The organism is Bradyrhizobium sp. WSM4872 (assembly GCF_055811715.1).
The window spans coordinates 289,373-309,260 of sequence record NZ_JBVVPT010000005.1 but is presented as its reverse complement, the minus strand read 5'-3'; the positions used below and the strand labels follow the sequence as shown (position 1 = coordinate 309,260).

The following is a 19,888-nucleotide window of genomic DNA, read 5'->3' as shown; positions in this document are numbered from 1 at the left end:
GCGGCTGCGCCGCGCGTCTCGAACCATGAGGCCCCGGTCTCTCTTTGCATCAATCCTTCGGACGCAGCTTCTCGACTTCGGCATCACTTGGCAGATAGTCCGCGCCCTTCTTGTAGGACGAGTCCACCATCACGCCCTTGCCGTCCTTCAGCGCGGTCTTGCCGACATAGGCACCAAGCGTCGACTGGTGATCGATCTTGCGGAAGGTGATCTCGCCCAGCGGCGACGGCATCGACAGTCCTTCCGCCGCAGTGATCAGCTTCTCCGGATCGGTCGAATTGGCCTTCGCCAGGATCGCCGCAGCCGACTTGATGGTCTGGTAGCCGACGATCGAGCCGAGGCGCGGATAGTCGTTGTACTTGGCCCGATAGGCCTTCAGGAACGCGTCGTGCTCGGGCGTCTTGATCGAGTACCAGGGATAGCCGGTGACGATCCAGCCCTCGGGCGTCTCCTCCTTGAGCGGGTCGAGATATTCGGGCTCGCCGGTGAGGAACGAGACCACCTCGCGTCCCTTGAACAGACCGCGGGTGTTGCCCTCACGTACGAGCTTGACGAGATCCGCGCCGAAGGTGACGTTGAGGATCGCTTCCGGATTGGCCGCGGCAACCGCCTGCACCACCGGACCGGCGTCGATCTTGCCCTGCGGCGGCCACTGCTCGTCGACCCACTGGATGTCGGGCCGCTTCTCCGACATCAGCTTCTTGAATACGGCAACCGCCGATTGGCCGTATTCATAGTTCGGCGCGATCGTCGCCCAGCGCTTTGCCGGTAGCTTGCTGGCTGCTTCCACCAGCATCGCCGCCTGCATGTAATTGGAAGGACGCAGTCGGAACGTGTACTTGTTGCCCTTCGACCAGGTGATGGCGTCCGTCAGAGGCTCGGCCGCCAGGAAGAACACCTTCTTCTGGTTGGCGAAATCGCTGACCGCAAGACCGATGTTCGACAGGAACGTACCCGTCAGCATCGCCACGCCCTCGCTCGACACCAGCTCGTTGGCCGCGGTCTGCGCATCCGCCGGCTTGCCGCCGTCGTCCTTGGACACGACGACGAGCTTCTTGCCGTTGATGCCGCCGGCTGCGTTGATCTCTTCGACCGCGAGCTGCCAGCCCTTGCGATAGGGCTCGGTGAACGCCGGCAGCAGCGAATAACTATTGATCTCGCCGATCTTGATGTCCTGCGCCAGGGCCGAATGAGCCATGCCGCTTGCCAACAGCGCGAACGCCGCACCGACAAAATACTTCTTTGCTTGCATCCCAACCTCCACTTTTCTGAAAAGATTAACGCAGTCCGTCTTCGCCCTTGATCTCCGCAGCCGTCAGCCCGCCGACCCGCGGCAAAGGACGCCCGCTGTCGGTGACGGCAACCGCGACCATGATCTCGTTGGCGCGCGGCGCGTCGTTGATCTGCACTTCCATGCCGTCGAAATGACTGCGCACGAAAGCTGCATCCTTGTGGCCCAGCGGAATGTCCAACGTCGTGCCGGGTCCACTGCGCTTCTTCGACGACGGGATCAGCGCAGCGCCCTTGCTCAGCACTTTACGCACCGGCGCGCCCATTTTTGGGTGAAGGATGGCGGCTGCATGCTCCAGCTCGCCGTTTTCGCCGACGGCCGCAGCCTTGCCATAGCTCTGCGCCTTGGACCCGTCGATGCCGAGCGCCGCCACCGCACGCTTCGACAGCAGCTCGCCGAGCTCCTCGCCAATCGCGATCAGCGGCGAGAGATCCTCGACATACTTTCCAGCAAACGGGTTCTCGATCACGGCGATTGCCGCCGCACGCCGCGTCGGCGGCGAGACCTGGCGGCCCATCTCCATCTGCGTCTCTTCGACGACGGTGACGATCTTGCGGATGATCGCGCTCATGATTGTTTCCTCAAGCCGCTTCCCTGTTCAGGCATGAACCGCGATTTCCGGCACAAGCGGGTGCGATCGTTGCCGTTCAATATCTTTGGTCCCGATGACAAGCATATCACCACAAAGCTGCAACACGGCACCCTCGATCAATCCGCGATCGAATAGTTGCCGTGCACATTCCGCGCCAGATTCGAGCGCGGTGGTGATCTCGTTCTGCGACAATCCCCTGACGTCACGGGTCACGAGCCGCGCGCCGAGATCGCTGTCGGGCTGAAGCTCGCTGGCTGGCTTGCGGACGATGGCGGGATGCCCCGGCAAATCGACGGCGTTCGCAATGATCGTCGCGGCGGCATCGGCTTGCGACGCCGTTCCGGCCAACACGGTCACCGCATCGGCAATCCCGAGCGAAAAGCTGCGGCCGTGCCGCCCACTGGTCGCGATGCCGCGCACGGGATCATCGGCGCCCACCTTGATTGTCCGCATCACCCCGTCGCGATCGGGCCGGTCCATGAGGCCGACCGAAAAATGCTGGTCGTCGCAGAGATGCAGGGCGATGTCGCCGCCATTGTTGACATAGGCCCGTTCGAGCGCCGCAACGTTCAGCATCGCGCCCAACACCTCCTCCGCCACGCTGCCGGCCACAGCGGCCATCGGCGTGATGAAGCCGTCAGCGGCATAGGGCGCCACCGCGGCGTGCATACGACGCGCCACAACGCCTCTCAACGAAGTTGGGCCGTCGACGGCGGTCCGCAGTTCCGGCAGTTCCGCGCAGAGTTCGTCGAGTAACCCCGTGAAGCGCCGGGCGGCAGCCTCATAGGCTGCACGCACTGCGTCGGCGGCCCCCGTCGCCTCGGCGACCAAATCAATCGGTCCATCCTGCAAATGCAGCCGCCGGCCGTCAGACAGCAACGCGATTTGCGGGAGCCTTGTCATGCCCGAGGTCCCGGAATCGGGTTCTGCCACGGCAATTGGCGGACGTCGTCGCCGCGCTGAACTTCGGCGAGCGGTTTCACATAATCCATGTGCCCGCCGAGCGCCGCATAGTCCGACAGCTTCATCGTGAATTCGATCGGCGCGACCAGCGCCGGCGTCGGCACGTAACCGAATGCGCCCGCCGGCATCTGCGTCACATCGACCATGTAGGTGATGCCGCCGCCCGGCCAGACATAAACAGGTGCGCCGCCACTTGTGACGCGCGTCAGAGCGTCCTTCACCGAGCGCGTCAGCCGCACCGGATTATCGGTCACGCCCGCCCGCAAGGAACCACCGGCGCCCGCCATGAACAGCACCGTACACAGCGCCGGCTCGCAATTCTCCTGAATGCGCTCGACCGAAAACTTGAGGTCATCCGGCATCTCGGTCTCGACCGGCTTCAAGGCTTCGTCGAGCACGTAATAGGACGAATGCTCGCCCGTCGTGGAGACCATCAGCATGGAGAGGCCAGGCCTGGCCTCCGTCGCGTCGAACGGCCCGAGGATCGCGAGCGGATCGGAGATATTGGTGCCGCCCCAACCCGTGCCGGGATCGGCGACCTGGAAATAGCGGCCGGGCGTCGAGCGGCGCCCCTTCATCTTGATGCCGGTGTCGGCGATGTCGAGCAGCTTGCCGGCCTGGTGCTCCGAGAGCACGCCGGTGATATGGTCGTCGACCACGACGACCTCGTCGACCTTGCCGTGCCATTGCTTGGCGAACATGCCGATCGTCGCCGAGCCGCAGCCGACGCGCATGCGCTCTTCTTTCATGCCGTTGACGATCGGCGGCTGGCCGGCCTGCACCACCACGCTCGCGCCGCCGTCGATGGTGAGCTCGACCGCCTTGCAATTTGCGAGGTCCATCAGCGTGTCGCAGGTGACGCGGCCTTCCTTCTTGGAGCCGCCGGTCAGATGGTGCACGCCGCCGAGCGACAGCATCTGCGAACCGTATTCGCTGGTGGTGACATGACCGACCACCTCGCCTTGTGCACGGACGGTCGCGGTCTCCGGCCCGAGATAGCGGTCGGTGTCGATCTTCACCTTGATGCCGCAATAGGAGAAGATGCCCTCGGTGACGACAGTCACCATGTCGACGCCGTCGACCTCCGCCGAGACGATGAACGGCGCCGGCTTGTAGTCGGGATAGGTCGTACCCGCGCCGATCGCCGTTACAAAGGTGGAAGGCTCGTGGACGATCTTGCCGTCCCAATCCTCGGTGCGGCTGAACGGAACGAGCTTGCCGCCATGCGACACGGTGCGCTCCAGGATCACATGCGGATCGACGCGGACGAGCTTGCCCTCGTGATTGGCATAGCGGTCGCAGGCGCCCGCCGCGCCCGGCTTGATGTAGCACATCACCGGACACGCATCGCAGCGGATCTTGTCGATGGCGGCGCTCGTAGGTTCAGTCACCATGTCAAAGCCAGCCGACAGTGCAGTTATCATTTGTACACGAACGATGTTGCGCGCCCTCCCGATGACTGTCAAGCGGCGGTGCGGCGCAAAACATAGGCCTGCCGCATAAAACCTCATTTGCCTATCCGCCCTGTCCACAAAGAAGGCATTCGCGCTGCACTGCGGCATGCACCGCTTGCACGTTTGTGTACAAACGGTATCGTCGCAACGTAGATTTTGAGCGGACTTGGAATTTCGCGAAGCTTTGGCCGCGGCGCTCAACGAGTCGATTTGGGAACGAGGATGACGCAGACACCGATCCGCATCACCGTGAACGGCAGGATCCACGAGATCACTGCGGCGCGAGACACGCCGCTGCTCTACGTGCTGCGCAACGATCTCGCGCTCAACGGCCCGAAATACGGTTGCGGCCTCGGTGAATGCGGCACCTGCACTGTCCTGATCGATGGCGCGGCGGCGCGCTCCTGCGTCATTCCGATCAGCGGCTGTGGCGGCCGCGACATCGTGACGCTCGAGGGGCTCGGCACCCGCGACAAGCCGGATGTGGTGCAGCAGGCTTTCATCGACGAGCAGGCCGCGCAATGCGGCTACTGCCTCAACGGCATGATCATGACCACCAAGGCGCTGCTTGCGACCAACCCGCGGCCCACCGAGCAGGAGGCGTTGGCGGCGCTGCGCTACAATCTCTGTCGCTGCGGCACGCATATCGAAATCCTTCGCGCCGTAATGCGTGCGTCTGGCCAGCTCGCCGAGGCCGGTGATTGATGGCCTCCCCGCATCCGAACGGAGCTGAGCTGCAATCCGGCTCGCTCGTCGTCGTCCGCACCGTGGACGAGTGCACATCCGAGACCTTCGTCCGCATCACCGCGGACGGTTCGGTCACAGCCTACAATGGTCATGTCGATCTCGGCACCGGCATCCGCACGGCGCTTGGCCAGATCGTGGCTGAAGAGCTCGACGTCTCCTTTGCCCGCGTCGTCGTGGTGCTCGGCGATACCGCGGTGGTGCCGAACCAGGGCGCGACGATCGCGAGCGAGACCATCCAGATCACCGCCGTTCCCCTGCGCAAGGCCGCCGCGCAGGCGCGACACTTCCTGATCGCACGTGCGGCCGAGCGCCTGGAGCTGCCGGCAGCCGATCTCAGGATCGAAGACGGCCTTGTGCGCGGGCACGACAATCGCAGCGTCAGCTATGGCGAGTTGATCGGCGGAGAGACCATTCGTCTCGAGCTTGCCGACGACGTCGCCGTCAAGCCGGTCGGCGATTACGCCATTGTCGGCCAATCGATGCCCCGCGTTGACCTGCCGGCCAAGGCCACGGGTGAGCTGGCCTTCGTGCACGACATCCGTGTGTCAGGCATGCTGCACGGCCGCGTGGTGCGCCCGCCCTATGCCGGCGTTGACGCCGGCCCGTTCGTCGGCACCAGCCTGATTTCGGTCGATGAATCCTCGGTGCGCGACATTCCCGGCATCATAGCCGTGGTGCGCATCGGCGATTTCGTCGGCGTCGTCGCGGAGCGCGAGGAGAACGCGATCCGAGCGGCGGAGCAGCTTGCGGTGAGCTGGCGACCGACGCCTGAACTGAGGGATCTCGCCGACGTCGAGACGGCGCTTCGCGCCAATCCATCGACGCCGCGCACGCTGATCGAGAAGGGCGACGTCGATGCTGCCATTGCCGGCGCGGCCAAGCCGATGCAGCGCACTTACGTCTGGCCATATCAGATGCATGCCTCGATCGGCCCGTCCTGCGCGGTCGCCGACTTCCAGGACGGCAACATCCGCGTCTGGTCGGGCACGCAAAACCCGCACTTGCTGCGCGCAGACCTGGCGCTGCTGATCGAGCGTCCCGACAGCGAGATCGAGGTGATCAGGCTGGAGGCCGCCGGCTGCTACGGCCGCAACTGCGCCGACGATGTCACTGCGGACGCGCTGTTGCTCTCGCGCGCCGTCGGCCGGCCCGTGCGCGTGCAGCTGACGCGCGAACAGGAACACGCCTGGGAGCCCAAGGGCGCCGCGCAGCTCATCGACGTCAATGGCGGCCTGGACGCGGCGGGCGACATCGCTGCTTACGATCTCGCCACGCGCTATCCGTCGAATGCCGCTCCGACGTTGGCGCTGTTGCTGACGGGGCGGATATCGCCGAAGCCGGACGTCCTCCAGATGGGCGACCGCACCGCGATTCCGCCTTACGATTACGACCACATGCGCGTCGTGGCGCACGACATGGCGCCGATCGTGCGCGCGTCCTGGTTTCGCGGCGTCTCGGCCCTGCCGAACACCTTTGCGCATGAATCCTATATCGACGAAGCCGCGACTGAGGCCGGCGTCGACCCGATCGAATATCGCCTGCGTTACCTGAAGGACCAGCGTGCCGTCGATCTCGTCCACGCGGTCGCCGAGCGCGCGGGCTGGACGCCGCGACCGGTGCGCGAAGAGAAAGACGGCGAGATCGTCCATGGGCGCGGCTTTGCCTATGCGCTCTACGTCCACAGCAAATTTCCCGGCTATGGCGCGGCGTGGTCGGCCTGGGTCACCGACGTTGCCGTGAACAAGGCGACCGGCGACGTCAGCGTGACGCGCGTGGTCGCCGGGCAGGACTCCGGATTGATGATCAACCCGGACGGCGTGCGCCACCAGATCCACGGCAACGTCATCCAGTCCACCAGCCGCGCGCTGATGGAGGAGGTCTCGTTCGAGCGCGGCGCAGTCGTGGCGCGGGAATGGGGCGCCTACCCGATCATCCCCTTCCCTGACGTGCCCAAGATCGACGTGTTGTTGCTGCCGCGGCCGGACCAGCCGCCGCTCGGCGTCGGCGAATCCGCCTCGGTCCCGAGTGCGGCTGCGATTGCGAACGCGATCTTCGATGCCACCGGCGTGCGATTTCGCGAGCCGCCGTTCACGCCCGAGCGCATCCTGAAGGGGCTGCACGGCGGCGCACCGGCCACGCCGCAGGCGCTGCCCGCTCCGCCTGCGCCACAACCGTCCCGTATCTGGGAGAATCCGTTCGCCAAACGCGCCGGCATCTTCGCGACCATCGCGGCGATCTGCACCGCGGCGATCAGCATCGGCGCGGCTCTTTTGCCTGGCCGCGCCATCGCGCCGATCGCGCGGCCTGACCCATCGGTCTATTCCGCAGCGACGATCGCGCGCGGGCAACAACTGGCCGCACTCGGCAATTGCGCGGAGTGCCACACCATGATCGGCGGCGCGCTCAACGCCGGTGGCCGCGCGCTGGAGACGCCGTTCGGCACGATCTACGCGACCAACATCACGCCCGACGTCGAGACCGGCATCGGCGCCTGGTCCTATCCAGCGTTCGAGCGCGCGATGCGCGACGGGCTGCATCGCGACGGACGGCAACTCTATCCCGCCTTCCCCTACACGCATTTTTCGAAGACCGGCGACGCCGACATGCAGGCGCTTTATGCCTACCTGATGGCACAGCCGGCGGTGCGCACGACGCAGCCTGCGAATACGCTCGCCTTCCCGTTCAATCTCCGTCCGCTACTTGCCGGATGGAATGCGCTGTTCCACCAGACGCGGGAGTTCAAGCCCGACCCTGCCAAGTCCGAAGTCTGGAATCGCGGCGCTTATCTCGTCGAAGGTCTCGGCCATTGCAGCGCCTGCCATTCGCCGCGCAACGCGCTCGGCGCCGAGCAGCGTGGCGCCTATCTCGCCGGCGGCTTTGCGGAGGGCTGGGAGGCGCCGCCGCTGACCTCGCTCTCGCATGCGCCGATCCCATGGAGCGAGGACGAGCTTTTCGCCTATTTGCGCACGGGCCACTCGCGATATCATGGTGTCGCCGCCGGACCGATGGCGCCGATCGTCAGGGATCTCGCGGCCCTGCCCGACCAGGACATCCGCGCCATGGCCGTCTATCTCAACTCGTTCAATGATGCCGCGACCGACGGGAAAGCCCAGGATGCGATTGCTCTGAAGCTTGAAGCTTCAACGCAAGTCGGGATGGCGTCCTCAACCGGCGCGCGACTCTATCAGGGCGCCTGCGCCGTCTGCCACGAGGTCGGCGGCCTGCCGCTGTTCGGCAGCCGCCCCTCGCTCGCGCTCAACAGCAATCTGCACAGCGCGACATCGGACAATCTCGTACAGATCATCCTGCACGGCATCGCCGAGCCGGTGTCGAGCGATCTCGGCTACATGCCGGCCTTCAAGAACAGCATGAGCGATGGGCAGGTCGCGGAACTCGTCACCTTCCTGCGCAAGCAGTTCGCACCGGACAGGCCGGCATGGACCGGCGTGCGCGAGACAGTCACGCGCCTCCGGACCTCAGCACATTAAGCGTGCTTCTTCACGTCCACCGGCGGCGTGCCGTGCGTATGGAACGACTCGATCGTCTTCAGGCCCCACGCCTGCCCCTTCTTGCGTTCTTCTTCGGTCCACACGATTGGCTTCCAGTCCGGTGCGAGAATGAGGCGCGCGCCCGCATTAGCGACCTCGACGCGGTTGCCGCCGGGTTCGTAGACATAGAGGAAGAAGGTTTGCTGGATCGCGTGCTTGTGCGGCCCGGTCTCGATGTGGATGCCGTTCTCCAGGAAGATGTCGGCGGCGCGAAGAATCTCTTCGCGGCTGTCGAGCGCGTAGGTGACGTGGTGGAAGCGGCCGGGCGTGCCGGAATGGTCGAGCGAATAGGCGAAATCGTAGCTCTTGTTCGACATGGTCAGCCACATCGCCGCTTCGCGGCCATCGTTCAGCACGATCTGCTCGGTGAGCCGGCAGCCGAGATAGTTCTCGAAGAACTCGCGGTTGGCCTTGATGTCGGTGGCGAGGCAGTTGAGGTGGTCGAGGCGGCGGACGTTGACGCCGCGCGCGGGAAAGCGCTGCGCCTGGTTCTTCAGCGCCGGCTTCAGCTCGGGCGGCGCCTGATACCATTCGGTCTCGTAATAGAGCTCGACGATGTGGCCATCGGGATCGCGGCAGCGGAAGGTCGGCCCCTGCCCCATGTCGCCGTCGATCCAGCCGATGTCGAAACCGGACCCCTTCAGCGCCGCGACGCGTCGCTCAAGCGCCTGCTGGCTGCGCGCGCGCAATGCCATGTGCTCCATGCCTGATGTCTTCGACGCCGTCAGTTTGAGCGAATAGCGCTCGTAATCGTCCCAGCCGCGCAAATAGACCGAGTCGCCCTTTTGTCCGCTGACGGTCATGCCCATTACGTCGACGAAGAATTTCAGGCTCTCGTCCGGCTTCGGCGTCAGCAGTTCCATGTGGCCGAGATGAGCGAGATCGAGGATCGGTTCGGGCTGCATGGTGTCCTCCAAGACGTGGCTTGCGATCCGCTGGACCGGATCCCCGCGATCCGGCGCAGGCTGCAATCCGCTCACGCCCCGGTGGGCGATACCGAGGCCGGTTCATTTGTACCAATGTACAAATGATTAGGTTCCGTCAACAAACCAAACATCGCCCCCGAGAGCGAATGACGGGCCATCCAGGATGACAACCCGTCTCAGGACGGCGGACCGACTGCCCGAATGGTAAAATCTTCCTTAAACACTCCCAAGCCCCGCCGGCCGGGAAAAAGCAGCATTTTCCGACCGCTTCTGCCTGAAAGTATGCATTGGGAACAAACTTCTCACCCGAATTGTCGCGGATTTAACGAAGCGCCGGCGCCTCCCGTTTAACCGTTTGTCCAGCGACGGCCGTGCATAGTCCAGGACAACCCGTTGCTCTTGCCAGGTTCATTCATTGTGACATCCTTTGGACGCGTGATTTCAGTTCGCGGGTCGCTCGCCCGGGTCGGGCTGCTGGCTGAAAGCCGGATGCCGGTCTCGGAAGTTCGGGCCACTGTCGGACGTTTCGTCAGCATACGCTGCGCCAGCTCGGTCATCGTCGCGATGATTACCGAGGTGTCGTGCGAGAACCTCTCGAGCAACGACAATTTGATCGCCATCGCCTCGGTCGACCTGCTGGGCGAAATTCTCAACGCGACCGGCAAGGCCAAATTCCAGCGCGGCGTCACCAACTATCCGACCATCGGCGATTCCGTCGACCTGATCACGAGCCAAGAGCTGCGCACGATCTACGCGCCCACCGGTTCCGACCAGATCAATGTCGGCTTCCTTCAGCAGGACAGCTCCGTCGTCGCCTATGTCGACATCGAGGAAATGCTCTCCAAGCACTTTGCCGTGCTGGGGTCGACCGGCGTCGGTAAATCGACTGGCGTGTCGCTGTTGCTCAACGAGATCCTCAAGGCACGCCCGAATTTGCGCATCTTCCTGCTCGATGTGCACAACGAATATGGCCGCTGTTTCGGCGACCGCGCGCTGGTGCTCAACCCGCGCAATTTGAAACTGCCGTTCTGGCTGTTCAATTTCGAGGAAATCGTCGACGTGCTGTTCGGTGGCCGCGCCGGCGTGCCCGAGGAGCTCGACGTCCTCGCCGAGGTCATTCCGCTCGCCAAGGGCGTCTACACCCAGTACCAGAACGCCGACCGCATTGGCCTGAAGCGCATCGATCCCAAGCAGATCGGCTACACCGTCGATACGCCGGTGCCCTATCGCTTAGTCGATCTGATGTCGCTGATCGACGAGCGCATGGGCAAGCTCGAGAACCGCTCCTCGCGCATCATCTATCACAAGCTGATCTCCCGCATCGAGGCGGTCCGCAACGACCCGCGCTACGCCTTCATGTTCGACAACGCCAATGTCGGCGGTGACACCATGGCCGAGGTGATCAGTCATCTGTTTCGCCTGCCGGCCAACGGCAAGCCGATGACGGTGATGCAGCTCGCCGGCTTCCCGGCCGAGGTCATCGATTCCGTCGTCTCGGTGCTCTGCCGCATGGCCTTCGACTTCGGCCTGTGGAGCGACGGCGTTTCGCCGATGCTGTTCGTCTGCGAAGAGGCTCACCGTTATGCCTCCGCCGATCGCAATGTCGGCTTCGGGCCGACCCGCAAGGCGGTGTCGCGCATCGCCAAGGAAGGCCGCAAATACGGAGTCTATCTCGGCCTCATCACCCAGCGTCCGGCCGAGCTCGACGCCACCATCATCTCCCAGTGCAACACGCTGTTCACGATGCGCCTTGCCAACGAGCGCGACCAGGCGCTGCTGCGCGCCGCGGTGTCGGACGCGGCCGCGAACCTGCTCTCGTTCGTGCCCTCGCTCGGCACCCGCGAAGTGCTGGCCTTCGGCGAAGGTGTCGCGCTGCCGACGCGGCTGCGCTTCAAGGAGGTGCCGCCGCATCAATTGCCGCGCGGCGAAGCCACCATCAGCAGCGTGCCGTCCGTCACCTCCGGTCACGACATGCATTTCGTCGGCGCCGTGCTCGAGCGCTGGCGCGGTGCCACCTCGCAGCGCGACGTGCCGAACGATCCGGTGTTCTCGGCGCCGCCCGCGAAGACGCTCTCCAACGTCGAAGCCCCGATGCTGCAACCGTCTATGGGGCTGGATCCGGACCGCTTCTCGCTGCTGAAGAAGCCGCTGCGGTAAGGGGCGGATACCGCTTCGGCAAACTCCGCCGTCATGCCCGCGAAAGCGGGCATCCAGTACGCCGCGGCTTCTCCGCATCCCATCGCTGTCTCTGGAATACTGGATCGCCCGATTAAATCGGGCGATGACACTGAGTGTGTGGCACGTTGAGGCGACCGCCAGCATCGACTAATGTTCGGTGCCCCCGATCCGGAAAACAAGCCAATGACAAAAACCGCCGCGCAACGCTTCGCCGCTCCCGCCCTCGATGCGCTCCCCGACGACATCCGCACACGTCTCCTCGCCGTGCAGGAGAAGAGCGGCTTCGTGCCGAACGTATTCTTGACGCTCGCCTACCGCCCGGATGAGTTCCGTGCCTTCTTCGCCTATCACGACGCACTGATGGAGAAGGACGGCGGCCTCACCAAGACCGAGCGCGAGATGATCGTGGTCGCGACCTCGGCAGCCAATCAGTGCCAGTATTGCGTGATTGCGCATGGCGCGATCCTGCGCATCCGCGCCAAGAACCCGCTGATCGCCGACCAGATCGCCACGAACTACCGCAAGGCCGACATCACGCCGCGGCAAAAGGCGATGCTCGACTTCGCGATGAAGGTCTCGGCCGATGCGCAGCGGATTTCCGAGGACGATTTCACCGCGCTCGCGCCGCACGGCTTCAACGACGACGACATCTGGGACATCGCCGCAATCTCCGCCTTCTTTGCGCTGTCGAACCGGCTGGCGAATTTCACCGGCATGCGGCCGAACGACGAATTCTATCTGATGGGACGGCTGCCGAAGAAATGATCGACCGCCGCAAGCGCGGAAGGAACGCATAGCCGACAAACGCAGTGGATGAGTTCCCGTTTGACGGGAACTCTGCGTTTTCGCAATCGTACACGTTTAATTAAGAATCTCACCCTCAACTAGCACAAACGCTTTGGCACAACTTGCGCAGTTTCCGTCAACGGGGACGCGGATGAGTCGTGCCTGTTGGGGGCTTCTCATGAACGTGCGGGCATTTGTGATCGCGACCTGTATCGGCACGGCATTCTTCGCGGCCGGATACGCATGGAACTATCAGCCGGAGATCATCAACGCGAACGAGATATGGAGCATGTTCGAATCGGAGCATGGCAAGGCACGGGCTGCCGTCTTACGCGTCCTCATTGCGCCGAATTCAGCTCACTTCAACGGCCTGCGAACGATCGATGCAGACCAGGCAAAATACGTATGCGGCTCCGTAAAGGCGTTGGACAAGGAGAGGCAGTATGTCGAGGCCGCGTTCGTTTATACCGTCGCGATCGATTTTGCGCGTATCGACGACGACGGCCGGATGACGTCGCAGCGTTCTCCTTACAAGCCCTGCCCAGGCGCGGCCGATGACAAAATTGCCGACCAGAACACGCTGATATCGCCAGGCGCGCTGTCGATGATCAAGACCGTCGAAAAAATCATCCCCAAGTCCAGCGGCGGAACGATGGAGCAACAGCTTGGCCAGCTAGCGGGACAGACAGCGGCGGTCGCGCCAGGTTCGGCGGTCCCGCGGAGATCAACCGGCTCGTCAGGTTCGGCAGCCTCAGCAGGGGCAGGATGGGCGCCAGCAGCACAGCATTCAAATTCGGCGGTGGAGGCGCGACAAGCAGATGAACTGACATGGCGTGTCGACCAACCGCCAGCCGCATGGCCGAATTTCCCCTCGGACCATCCGCTGGCGAAATCGACCCAGAAGCGGACGAGCGCCGAGGCCCTGGCTTTCGCGAAAGATATCGAGGGTCGATGGGAGCAAGCCAAGTCATCCGGGACTCCGGCCAAGCGTCCTTCGCCTGAGGAGATCAAGGAAGCATGCCGCGCGCTACTTGCGATTGATCCCACGGACAAGGATTATCCGCGGGCCTGGGCCGCCTTTGTGCGGCTGCGCAAAATCGATCACGACGCTGCTGGTTGAACCGACGGGCCTCGCTCACGCCTTGCGCCGCAGGCTCCAAAGGCTCCCGAGAGCCACGACGTCGCAACTGCATTGCCAGCGGCTGCGCAGCACTATGGCGCTGGACTAGCGCTTCGCCATCAACTCGAGCGCCGGGGCAAAGCGCTCGGAAAACGTCAACGTCTTGGCATGGTGAACTGCGGCAAATGATGCCGAGATCCCGGCTGAAGCAACCACGAGCAGGGCAACGGCGAAAACCAGACGGCGCATTTCGGCCTCCTGTGTGAGCTCGACACTCGTACAGATGGCACGGCTTTGTTTCAGCACGGCTTCGTGCGGACGGAAGATGGTTTCGCTCAAGAGGCTGTGATCAGATCCGGCTTGCCGGGCCGCATGCCGGACTGCTGCGAGCGTTGCGCCTAATCATCCTCCGCCGGTCCGCACCAGCCGGGCAGATAGATCGCGTCCTTGCTCTTGGCTGAGAACATCGCCTTCTCGAGCGCCTTGTCGAAATTGGCATCCACGGCCTTGCGCGACAGCTTTCGGCGCAGATAATCGGCCCACAGGAATTCGGAGAAGGGCGTGGTGTCCTTGGCGAAGCCGCCCATACGGCGCAGCTCGCCGGCAAGGCTCCGAAAGGGATCGTCCTTGAGATCGACGACGGATTTGGGCAAATCGCGGAATGGTCGCCGTTCGCCTTTGGCGTCGTAGGGGTAAACCCAGCGCTTGTTGTCCATCACGCCCCAGAACGCTTCGCGCTCGACCATCCTGAGGTCACCGACGATGGTGACCAGCACCTCCTTGACGCCCTCGTCGTGCAGCGCGCGACCGAGATGATGATGGTCGATCACGTAATAGCGCTCGTCGGGGCCGTGCACGACGGGGATCATATGCTTGCCGAGCAGATCGGCCTGCTTCTTCTTGTCGTGCTCGCGCCAGCGCTTGCGCTTCTCCTTGACCTCGCGCATCCCGACCGTCATCTGCGTCGGCCGCAGCGACAGGATCGGCACCGGATGCACTCTCGGTTCGCGCGTATTGGTCATGATCGAAAGGCCCTTAATATGGTTGCAGCTGCGTGGTCAGGTTCCCTGGACTATGCCATGGGCATCGCGCCGGCAATGCATTCGGCTCGGCGGAGATTATTGCATCGCACCCTCTGCATGCCGGAACGATCAGGGTTCCGCGGTCCTTCGTTCGCAGCCCTGCAGGATAGTGCAAACGCGCAATGTACGTGCGTGTTGAGAAGATTTTCTGCAACGCGTTCACCACGTATGCTATCTAAAAATCGCTGCTTCGGAGTGATCCCTGCGCCATGACAACCCAGCGGCCCATAAGCTCGGATGACGAGCACCGGGTGCTCCAGTTCAGGCCGCGCACCTCGCCTTCCCCGACGGGCTACCGCGGCAACGGTAGCGTGCAGCAATTGCGCGTCGCGCCCGAGCCGCTCGACCTGTCGCGCTACGAGCAGCCCCGCAGTGAGCCGGACGATTTCCGCCATCGCATGCTCGCCAACATCGCGGCGCTAGCCTTCACCATTGCACTGACCGCGATCGGGATATGGCTCGCGGTGAGCATCGCCGACCTGCGCCGGACCCAGGATTGCGTGCTGATGGGCCGCCGCGACTGCGTCAAAATCACGACGCCGCACATCTAGGCAAAACATTTGGCAGGCAAGACGTCTGGCGCGGCCCGCCGACGGTGCTTCGGCGGAAACGGCTCAGCCTGGCATCCCCAGCCCTGTGCCCACACCCGCCGGCTCCATTGAACTCAGGGCGGCGCTCCGATATACGGGCTTTCGACCCGGCCAGAGGGGGGGGTGAGGGCGTCATCGGGGCGCGATGCCCACCCACCGTTCCACTCTGGAAAATCTGACAAATATCTGCAATATATCAAAGGCTTAGTGATGTCCTCCACATTCGATCAGGTCGCTACGATCATCGCTGAAACCTGCGACATCCCGCGCGACACGATCACGCCGGATAGCCATGCCATCGATGACCTCGGCATCGACAGCCTCGATTTCCTGGACATCGCGTTCGCGATCGACAAGCAGTTCGGTATCAAGCTGCCGCTGGAAAAGTGGACCCAGGAGGTCAACGACGGCAAAGCGACCACCGAGCAGTATTTCGTGCTGAAAAACCTGTGCGCCCGCATCGACGAACTGGTTGCGGCCAAGGGCGCGAGCGCCTAAGCGCGCGGTCATGCAACTCGAATACTTCCACATGATAGATCGCGTCGTCGACCTCAACGTCGACGCGAAGACGATTGTCGTCGAGGCTCAGGTCCCGATGGAGAGCACCATCTTCGAGGGGCACTTCCCGGGCTATCCCCTGATGCCCGGCGTGCTCCTGATCGAATCGATGGCGCAGGCCTCGGGCTGGCTTCAGCTTGGCGTGCTCAAATTCGAGCGCATGCCGATCCTGGCTGCCGTCAAGGAGGCCAAGGTCCGCGGCTCGGTCTTCCCCGGCGATCTCATGAGCATCGAGGCGAGCCTGGCCCATCAGGGCTCGGGCTACGCCGTGACCGAAGCCAAGATCAAGGTCGGCGGCAAGCTGCGCGCGAATTCGACGCTGACCTTCACGCAGATTCCCTTTCCCCATGCGGATATGCGTGCCCACATGGACGCGGTCGCCAAACGCGTCGGCTTTCCGCAACAGGCCGTATCGCCATGACCGAGACTGCTTCGAAGCCCGCCCAGACGGAAGTCTGGATCACGGGCATTGGCCTGGCCACTTCGCTCGGCGAGGGCCTGGACGCCAACTGGGCCGCGCTTCAGGAGAAGCGCATCAATGTCGACGAGAAGGGGTTTGCGCCCTACATCGTGCACCCCCTGATGCCCGTTACCTTCGACAGCCAGATTCCGAAGAAGGGCGACCAGCGCCAGATGGAAGCCTGGCAGCGCATCGGCACCTATGCGGCCGGGCTTGCGCTCGACTCCGCCGGGATCAAGGGCAACAAGGATATCCTGTCGAAGATCGACATGGTGGTCGCCGCCGGCGGCGGCGAGCGCGATCTCAACGTCGACACCGGTGTGCTCACGGCCGAGGCCAAGGGCGCCAACGCGCCGGGCTTCCTCAACGAGCGGCTGATGAGCGATCTCAGGCCGACGCTGTTCCTGGCCCAGCTCTCCAACCTGCTCGCCGGCAACATCGCCATCGTGCACGGCATTGGCGGCACCTCCCGCACCTTCATGGGTGAAGAGGTTGCCGGCGCCGATGCCGCCCGCATCGCATTGTCGCGCATCGCCTCCGGCGAGAGCGACATCGCGTTGATCGGCGGCTCGCACAATGGCGAGCGCAAGGACCTGATGGTCCTCTACGAATTCGGCGACTTCAATCTGAAGGACAACTTCGCCCCCGTGTGGGCGCGCAAGGACCACGCCGGTTTCGCGCTCGGCTCGGCTGGCGCGTTCCTGGTGCTGGAATCGAAGGCGCATGCGGAAGCGCGCGGCGCAAAGCCGTTCGCAAAGCTGTCGAGCGTCGTTGCCGACCTCGCCCGGCGCAAGACCCCCGGCGACATGGCGGCGACGCTGGAGAAGCTTTGGGCAAAGTTGCCGAAGCGCGACGGCAAGGGCGCGATCATATCCGGTGCGACCGGCGCCGAGCCGGCGACATCAGAAGAGCGCGGATTCCTGAAGGGCCACGCCGAGTTCCCGGTGCGCTCGACCGGCACGATGTTCGGCCACACCATGGAGACGCAATTCCCGCTCGGCATCGCGCTCGCCGCGCTGTCGATCTCTCGCGGCGCGCTGTTTCCGCCGAACGATTCCACGGGCACCGAGATTGAAATGCAGGGAGCGCCCACCCAGATTGTGGTGGTGGGGGCCGGACACTGGCGCGGCGAAGGCATGGCGCTGGTCGAGGCAGTAAGCTAAAGCGCGTTGCGCTTTGGCGGGTTATTGTTTGGGCATGATCTTCTCGAAAAACCGCGTCACGCTTTTTCGGATCATGCTCCAGCTCAAGCGGGGATCGACATGACTGCACCACGCGACAAACTCGGGCGTCCCGTCGTCGTCGTCACCGGCATGGGCATCATGACCTCGCTCGGCAACGGCAAGACCGACAATTGGGCGAAGCTCGTCGCCGGCGAATCCGGCATCCGCACCATCACGCGCTTTCCGGTCGACGGCCTGAAAACCACGATGGCCGGCACGGTGGATTTCGTCAGCGTCGATCCGTTCTCCTCCACCGCCCTGTCGGAGCGGATGGCCGAACTGGTGACGCAGGAGGCGCTGGACCAGGCCGGCATCGGCGCCAAGGCGGATTTCCCGGGTCCTCTCTTCCTTGCGGTCGCACCTGTCGAAGTCGAATGGCCGCAGCGCCGCGAGCTCGGCCGTGCTGTCGGTAAGCTCGACTTCAATTATGACGATCTGCTGCGCATCTCCGGGGGCGGCAAGTACAGCGCCTATCACCACCGCTTCATGTTCGGTTCGGTCGCGGCCTACCTCGCCGAGACTTTCGGCACCAAGGGCTCGCCGATCTCGTTGTCGACGGCCTGTGCTTCGGGCGCAACCTCGATCCAGCTCGGCGTCGAGGCGATCCGCCGCGGCGAGACCGATGCCGCGCTGTGCGTGGCGACCGACGGCACCGTGAATCCGGAGGCGCTGGTGCGCTTCTCGCTGCTCTCGGCGCTGTCGACCCAGAACGATCCGCCGCAGGCGGCCTCCCGTCCCTTCTCCAAGAACCGCGACGGTTTTGTCATGGCCGAAGGCGCAGGTGCGCTGGTACTCGAGAGCTATGAAGCCGCCACCGCGCGCGGCGCAAAAATTCTCGGCGTGATCGCCGGCTGCGGCGAGCTCACCGATTCCTTCCATCGTACCCGCTCCTCGCCCGACGGCAAGCCGATCATCGGCTGCATGAACAAGACGCTGGCCGATGCCGGCATGTTGCCGGACCAGATCGACCACATCAACGCGCACGGCACCGCGACGCCCGAGAACGACAAGATGGAGTACAACACGACATCGGCCGTGTTCGGCGATCTCATCTCGAAGATTCCGGTCACCTCCAACAAGTCGATGGTCGGCCACACCATCTCGGCCGCCGGCGCGGTCGAGGCGATCTTCTCGCTGCTGACGCTGGAGCATCAGCGTATCCCGCCGACGATCAACTACGACAATCCGGATCCCACGATCCTGTTCGACGTCGTCGGCAACAAGGCACGCGATGCCCGCGTCACCGCAGTGATGTCGAACTCGTTCGGCTTCGGTGGCCAGAACGCCTCGCTGATCCTGACCCGCGAACCGGCCTGACCGGACGCATGGCGCTGCTTCCTGCGAGGACGAAGGCCCGCGCGCGGGAGACGGCCAAGTCGATTGGTGGAGGCCTGATCGGCGCTGCCACCGTCGGCATGTTGCGCACCACGCGTTATTTCGATCCGGCCAAGACCTCGGACTTTTTCGCACGCGTCACCAAGCTGATCGGGCCCCGCCTTCGCGAGCACCGCATCGGCCGCGCCAACCTCGCCGCTGCGTTTCCGGACAAGTCGCCCGAAGAAATCGAATCCATCCTGATGGGCGTCTGGGACAATCTCGGTCGCGTCGGCGCCGAATTCGCCCATATGGATCACGTCTGGGATTACGACCGCGATCATCCGGAAAACAGTCGGATCGAACTGCCCAGCCGCAGCATCGAGCTGTTCGACTGCATCCGTGACGACGGCAAGCCGGCGCTGATCTTCGCCGCGCATCTGGCCAATTGGGAATTGCCGGCGCTCGCCGCCGTCGCACACGGGCTCGACGCGGCGATCCTCTACCGGCGCCCGAATATTGCGTCTGCCGACCGCATCATCCAGGAGATGCGCCAGGTCAACATGGGCACGCTGATCCCGGCGGGGCGCGACGCGCCGCTGCGGCTCGCGCAGGCGCTCAAGGACGGCAAGCACGTCGCCATGCTGATCGACCAGTATCTGACCGGCGGGGTCGAGGTCACCTTCTTCGGCCGCAAGACCCGCGCCAATCCGATGCTGGCGCGCCTGTTGCGCCAGGTCGAATGCCCAATCCACGGCGTCCGCGTCATCCGCCTGCCCGGCGGCCGCTTCACCGCCGAGATCACCGAAGAGGTCCAGCCGGTGCGCGACGCCGACGGCAAGATCGACATCCAGGGCACCACGCAGGCGATCACGAGCGTGGTGGAAGGCTGGGTCCGCGAGCATCCGGAGCAGTGGTTGTGGCTGCACCGCAGGTGGCGGTAGCGGTCGCGGGCGCAACTCTTCCCGTCATGGCCGGGCCTGTTCCGGCCATCCACGCATCGCCACACAGCAGGAAAGACGTGGATGCCCGGGACAAGCCCGGGCACGACGACTG

18 protein-coding genes are annotated in these 19,888 nt (G+C 64.0%); 11 read left to right on the top strand and 7 right to left on the bottom strand.

Annotated features, from left to right (window positions below; all coding sequences use genetic code 11):
* Positions 1 to 49: 49 nt before the first annotated feature.
* Genes AC0L3C_RS10445 through AC0L3C_RS10430 form a run of 4 tightly spaced genes read right to left on the bottom strand, consistent with a single transcriptional unit; the run spans position 50 to position 4,240 of the window.
* Entirely contained in the window at positions 50 to 1,252 is a 1,203-nt protein-coding gene (locus AC0L3C_RS10445; protein WP_473407866.1) for an ABC transporter substrate-binding protein, read from the bottom strand.
* Between the two features lie 25 nt (positions 1,253 to 1,277).
* Positions 1,278 to 1,862, bottom strand: a complete 585-nt coding sequence (locus AC0L3C_RS10440) for an amino acid synthesis family protein (RefSeq protein ID WP_211399699.1) — start codon at positions 1,860 to 1,862, stop codon at positions 1,278 to 1,280.
* A gap of 27 nt (positions 1,863 to 1,889) precedes the next feature.
* Positions 1,890 to 2,786 (bottom strand): UPF0280 family protein, encoded by an 897-nt coding sequence (locus AC0L3C_RS10435; RefSeq protein WP_473407865.1) that lies wholly within the window; start codon positions 2,784 to 2,786, stop codon positions 1,890 to 1,892.
* Positions 2,783 to 4,240: a 6-hydroxynicotinate reductase gene (locus tag AC0L3C_RS10430; RefSeq protein WP_473407864.1), complete on the bottom strand. Its 1,458-nt coding sequence runs from the start codon at positions 4,238 to 4,240 to the stop codon at positions 2,783 to 2,785. The genes AC0L3C_RS10435 and AC0L3C_RS10430 overlap by 4 nt, the downstream gene beginning before the upstream one ends.
* A 282-nt stretch (positions 4,241 to 4,522) precedes the next feature.
* Here AC0L3C_RS10430 and AC0L3C_RS10425 point away from each other — a divergent pair, with 282 nt between their 5' ends.
* Together AC0L3C_RS10425 and AC0L3C_RS10420 are read left to right on the top strand one after the other, a co-directional pair.
* A complete protein-coding gene (locus AC0L3C_RS10425) occupies positions 4,523 to 5,005 on the top strand; it encodes a (2Fe-2S)-binding protein (RefSeq protein ID WP_473407863.1) in 483 nt (160 codons plus the stop codon).
* Positions 5,005 to 8,535: a molybdopterin cofactor-binding domain-containing protein gene (locus tag AC0L3C_RS10420; protein ID WP_473407862.1), complete on the top strand. Its 3,531-nt coding sequence runs from the start codon at positions 5,005 to 5,007 to the stop codon at positions 8,533 to 8,535. Before AC0L3C_RS10425 ends, AC0L3C_RS10420 begins: the two co-directional genes overlap by 1 nt.
* Here AC0L3C_RS10420 and AC0L3C_RS10415 read toward each other — a convergent pair.
* The gene (locus AC0L3C_RS10415) at positions 8,532 to 9,500 is read right to left on the bottom strand and encodes a catechol 2,3-dioxygenase (protein WP_473257671.1); all 969 of its coding nucleotides are present in this window, start codon (positions 9,498 to 9,500) and stop codon (positions 8,532 to 8,534) included. The genes AC0L3C_RS10420 and AC0L3C_RS10415 overlap by 4 nt on opposite strands.
* Before the next feature lie 438 nt (positions 9,501 to 9,938).
* On the opposite strand from AC0L3C_RS10415, the gene AC0L3C_RS10410 reads away from it, so the two are divergent.
* The 3 genes from AC0L3C_RS10410 (at position 9,939) to AC0L3C_RS10400 (ending at position 13,605) form a co-directional block, all read left to right on the top strand.
* Positions 9,939 to 11,678 carry an ATP-binding protein gene (locus tag AC0L3C_RS10410; protein ID WP_007592463.1) on the top strand — a complete coding sequence of 580 codons (1,740 nt, stop codon included), beginning with the start codon at positions 9,939 to 9,941 and terminating at the stop codon, positions 11,676 to 11,678.
* Positions 11,679 to 11,882: 204 nt separating this feature from the next.
* Positions 11,883 to 12,464: a peroxidase-related enzyme gene (locus tag AC0L3C_RS10405; RefSeq protein WP_473407861.1), complete on the top strand. Its 582-nt coding sequence runs from the start codon at positions 11,883 to 11,885 to the stop codon at positions 12,462 to 12,464.
* Positions 12,465 to 12,663: 199 nt separating this feature from the next.
* Positions 12,664 to 13,605: a hypothetical protein gene (locus AC0L3C_RS10400; protein ID WP_473257677.1), complete on the top strand. Its 942-nt coding sequence runs from the start codon at positions 12,664 to 12,666 to the stop codon at positions 13,603 to 13,605.
* A 105-nt stretch (positions 13,606 to 13,710) separates the two neighbouring features.
* Here AC0L3C_RS10400 and AC0L3C_RS10395 read toward each other — a convergent pair whose 3' ends face one another.
* Positions 13,711 to 13,944 (bottom strand): hypothetical protein, encoded by a 234-nt coding sequence (locus AC0L3C_RS10395; protein WP_473257681.1) that lies wholly within the window; start codon positions 13,942 to 13,944, stop codon positions 13,711 to 13,713.
* Positions 13,945 to 14,003: 59 nt separating this feature from the next.
* The gene (locus AC0L3C_RS10390) at positions 14,004 to 14,627 is read right to left on the bottom strand and encodes a ParB-like protein (RefSeq protein WP_473257683.1); all 624 of its coding nucleotides are present in this window, start codon (positions 14,625 to 14,627) and stop codon (positions 14,004 to 14,006) included.
* A gap of 269 nt (positions 14,628 to 14,896) precedes the next feature.
* On the opposite strand from AC0L3C_RS10390, the gene AC0L3C_RS10385 reads away from it, so the two are divergent.
* The 6 genes from AC0L3C_RS10385 (at position 14,897) to AC0L3C_RS10360 (ending at position 19,776) form a co-directional block, all read left to right on the top strand.
* The gene (locus AC0L3C_RS10385) at positions 14,897 to 15,238 is read left to right on the top strand and encodes a hypothetical protein (RefSeq protein WP_473278300.1); all 342 of its coding nucleotides are present in this window, start codon (positions 14,897 to 14,899) and stop codon (positions 15,236 to 15,238) included.
* A gap of 249 nt (positions 15,239 to 15,487) precedes the next feature.
* A complete protein-coding gene (locus AC0L3C_RS10380) occupies positions 15,488 to 15,775 on the top strand; it encodes an acyl carrier protein (RefSeq protein ID WP_007592476.1) in 288 nt (95 codons plus the stop codon).
* A 10-nt stretch (positions 15,776 to 15,785) separates the two neighbouring features.
* Positions 15,786 to 16,256, top strand: coding sequence for a 3-hydroxyacyl-ACP dehydratase FabZ family protein (locus AC0L3C_RS10375; protein WP_007608856.1), 471 nt, complete (start codon positions 15,786 to 15,788; stop codon positions 16,254 to 16,256).
* Positions 16,253 to 17,458: a beta-ketoacyl-ACP synthase gene (locus AC0L3C_RS10370; protein WP_473407860.1), complete on the top strand. Its 1,206-nt coding sequence runs from the start codon at positions 16,253 to 16,255 to the stop codon at positions 17,456 to 17,458. The genes AC0L3C_RS10375 and AC0L3C_RS10370 overlap by 4 nt, the downstream gene beginning before the upstream one ends.
* A 99-nt stretch (positions 17,459 to 17,557) precedes the next feature.
* Positions 17,558 to 18,835, top strand: coding sequence for a beta-ketoacyl-ACP synthase (locus tag AC0L3C_RS10365; RefSeq protein WP_473278299.1), 1,278 nt, complete (start codon positions 17,558 to 17,560; stop codon positions 18,833 to 18,835).
* Positions 18,836 to 18,843: 8 nt separating this feature from the next.
* Complete coding sequence (locus AC0L3C_RS10360) at positions 18,844 to 19,776, top strand: lipid A biosynthesis lauroyl acyltransferase (RefSeq protein ID WP_473407859.1); 933 nt, start codon at positions 18,844 to 18,846, stop codon at positions 19,774 to 19,776.
* Positions 19,777 to 19,888 lie beyond the last annotated feature (112 nt).

Excerpts from the sequence above, each read along its gene's own strand:
- AC0L3C_RS10445 (WP_473407866.1), bottom strand. The coding sequence starts at position 1,252 with ATGCAAGCAAAGAAGTATTTTGTCGGTGCGGCGTTCGCGCTGTTGGCA.
- AC0L3C_RS10440 (WP_211399699.1), bottom strand. The coding sequence starts at position 1,862 with ATGAGCGCGATCATCCGCAAGATCGTCACCGTCGTCGAAGAGACGCAG.
- AC0L3C_RS10435 (WP_473407865.1), bottom strand. The coding sequence starts at position 2,786 with ATGACAAGGCTCCCGCAAATCGCGTTGCTGTCTGACGGCCGGCGGCTG.
- AC0L3C_RS10430 (WP_473407864.1), bottom strand. The coding sequence starts at position 4,240 with ATGGTGACTGAACCTACGAGCGCCGCCATCGACAAGATCCGCTGCGAT.
- AC0L3C_RS10425 (WP_473407863.1), top strand. The coding sequence starts at position 4,523 with ATGACGCAGACACCGATCCGCATCACCGTGAACGGCAGGATCCACGAG.
- AC0L3C_RS10420 (WP_473407862.1), top strand. The coding sequence starts at position 5,005 with ATGGCCTCCCCGCATCCGAACGGAGCTGAGCTGCAATCCGGCTCGCTC.
- AC0L3C_RS10415 (WP_473257671.1), bottom strand. The coding sequence starts at position 9,500 with ATGCAGCCCGAACCGATCCTCGATCTCGCTCATCTCGGCCACATGGAA.
- AC0L3C_RS10405 (WP_473407861.1), top strand. The coding sequence starts at position 11,883 with ATGACAAAAACCGCCGCGCAACGCTTCGCCGCTCCCGCCCTCGATGCG.
- AC0L3C_RS10400 (WP_473257677.1), top strand. The coding sequence starts at position 12,664 with ATGAACGTGCGGGCATTTGTGATCGCGACCTGTATCGGCACGGCATTC.
- AC0L3C_RS10390 (WP_473257683.1), bottom strand. The coding sequence starts at position 14,627 with ATGACCAATACGCGCGAACCGAGAGTGCATCCGGTGCCGATCCTGTCG.
- AC0L3C_RS10385 (WP_473278300.1), top strand. The coding sequence starts at position 14,897 with ATGACAACCCAGCGGCCCATAAGCTCGGATGACGAGCACCGGGTGCTC.
- AC0L3C_RS10380 (WP_007592476.1), top strand. The coding sequence starts at position 15,488 with ATGTCCTCCACATTCGATCAGGTCGCTACGATCATCGCTGAAACCTGC.
- AC0L3C_RS10375 (WP_007608856.1), top strand. The coding sequence starts at position 15,786 with ATGCAACTCGAATACTTCCACATGATAGATCGCGTCGTCGACCTCAAC.
- AC0L3C_RS10370 (WP_473407860.1), top strand. The coding sequence starts at position 16,253 with ATGACCGAGACTGCTTCGAAGCCCGCCCAGACGGAAGTCTGGATCACG.
- AC0L3C_RS10365 (WP_473278299.1), top strand. The coding sequence starts at position 17,558 with ATGACTGCACCACGCGACAAACTCGGGCGTCCCGTCGTCGTCGTCACC.
- AC0L3C_RS10360 (WP_473407859.1), top strand. The coding sequence starts at position 18,844 with ATGGCGCTGCTTCCTGCGAGGACGAAGGCCCGCGCGCGGGAGACGGCC.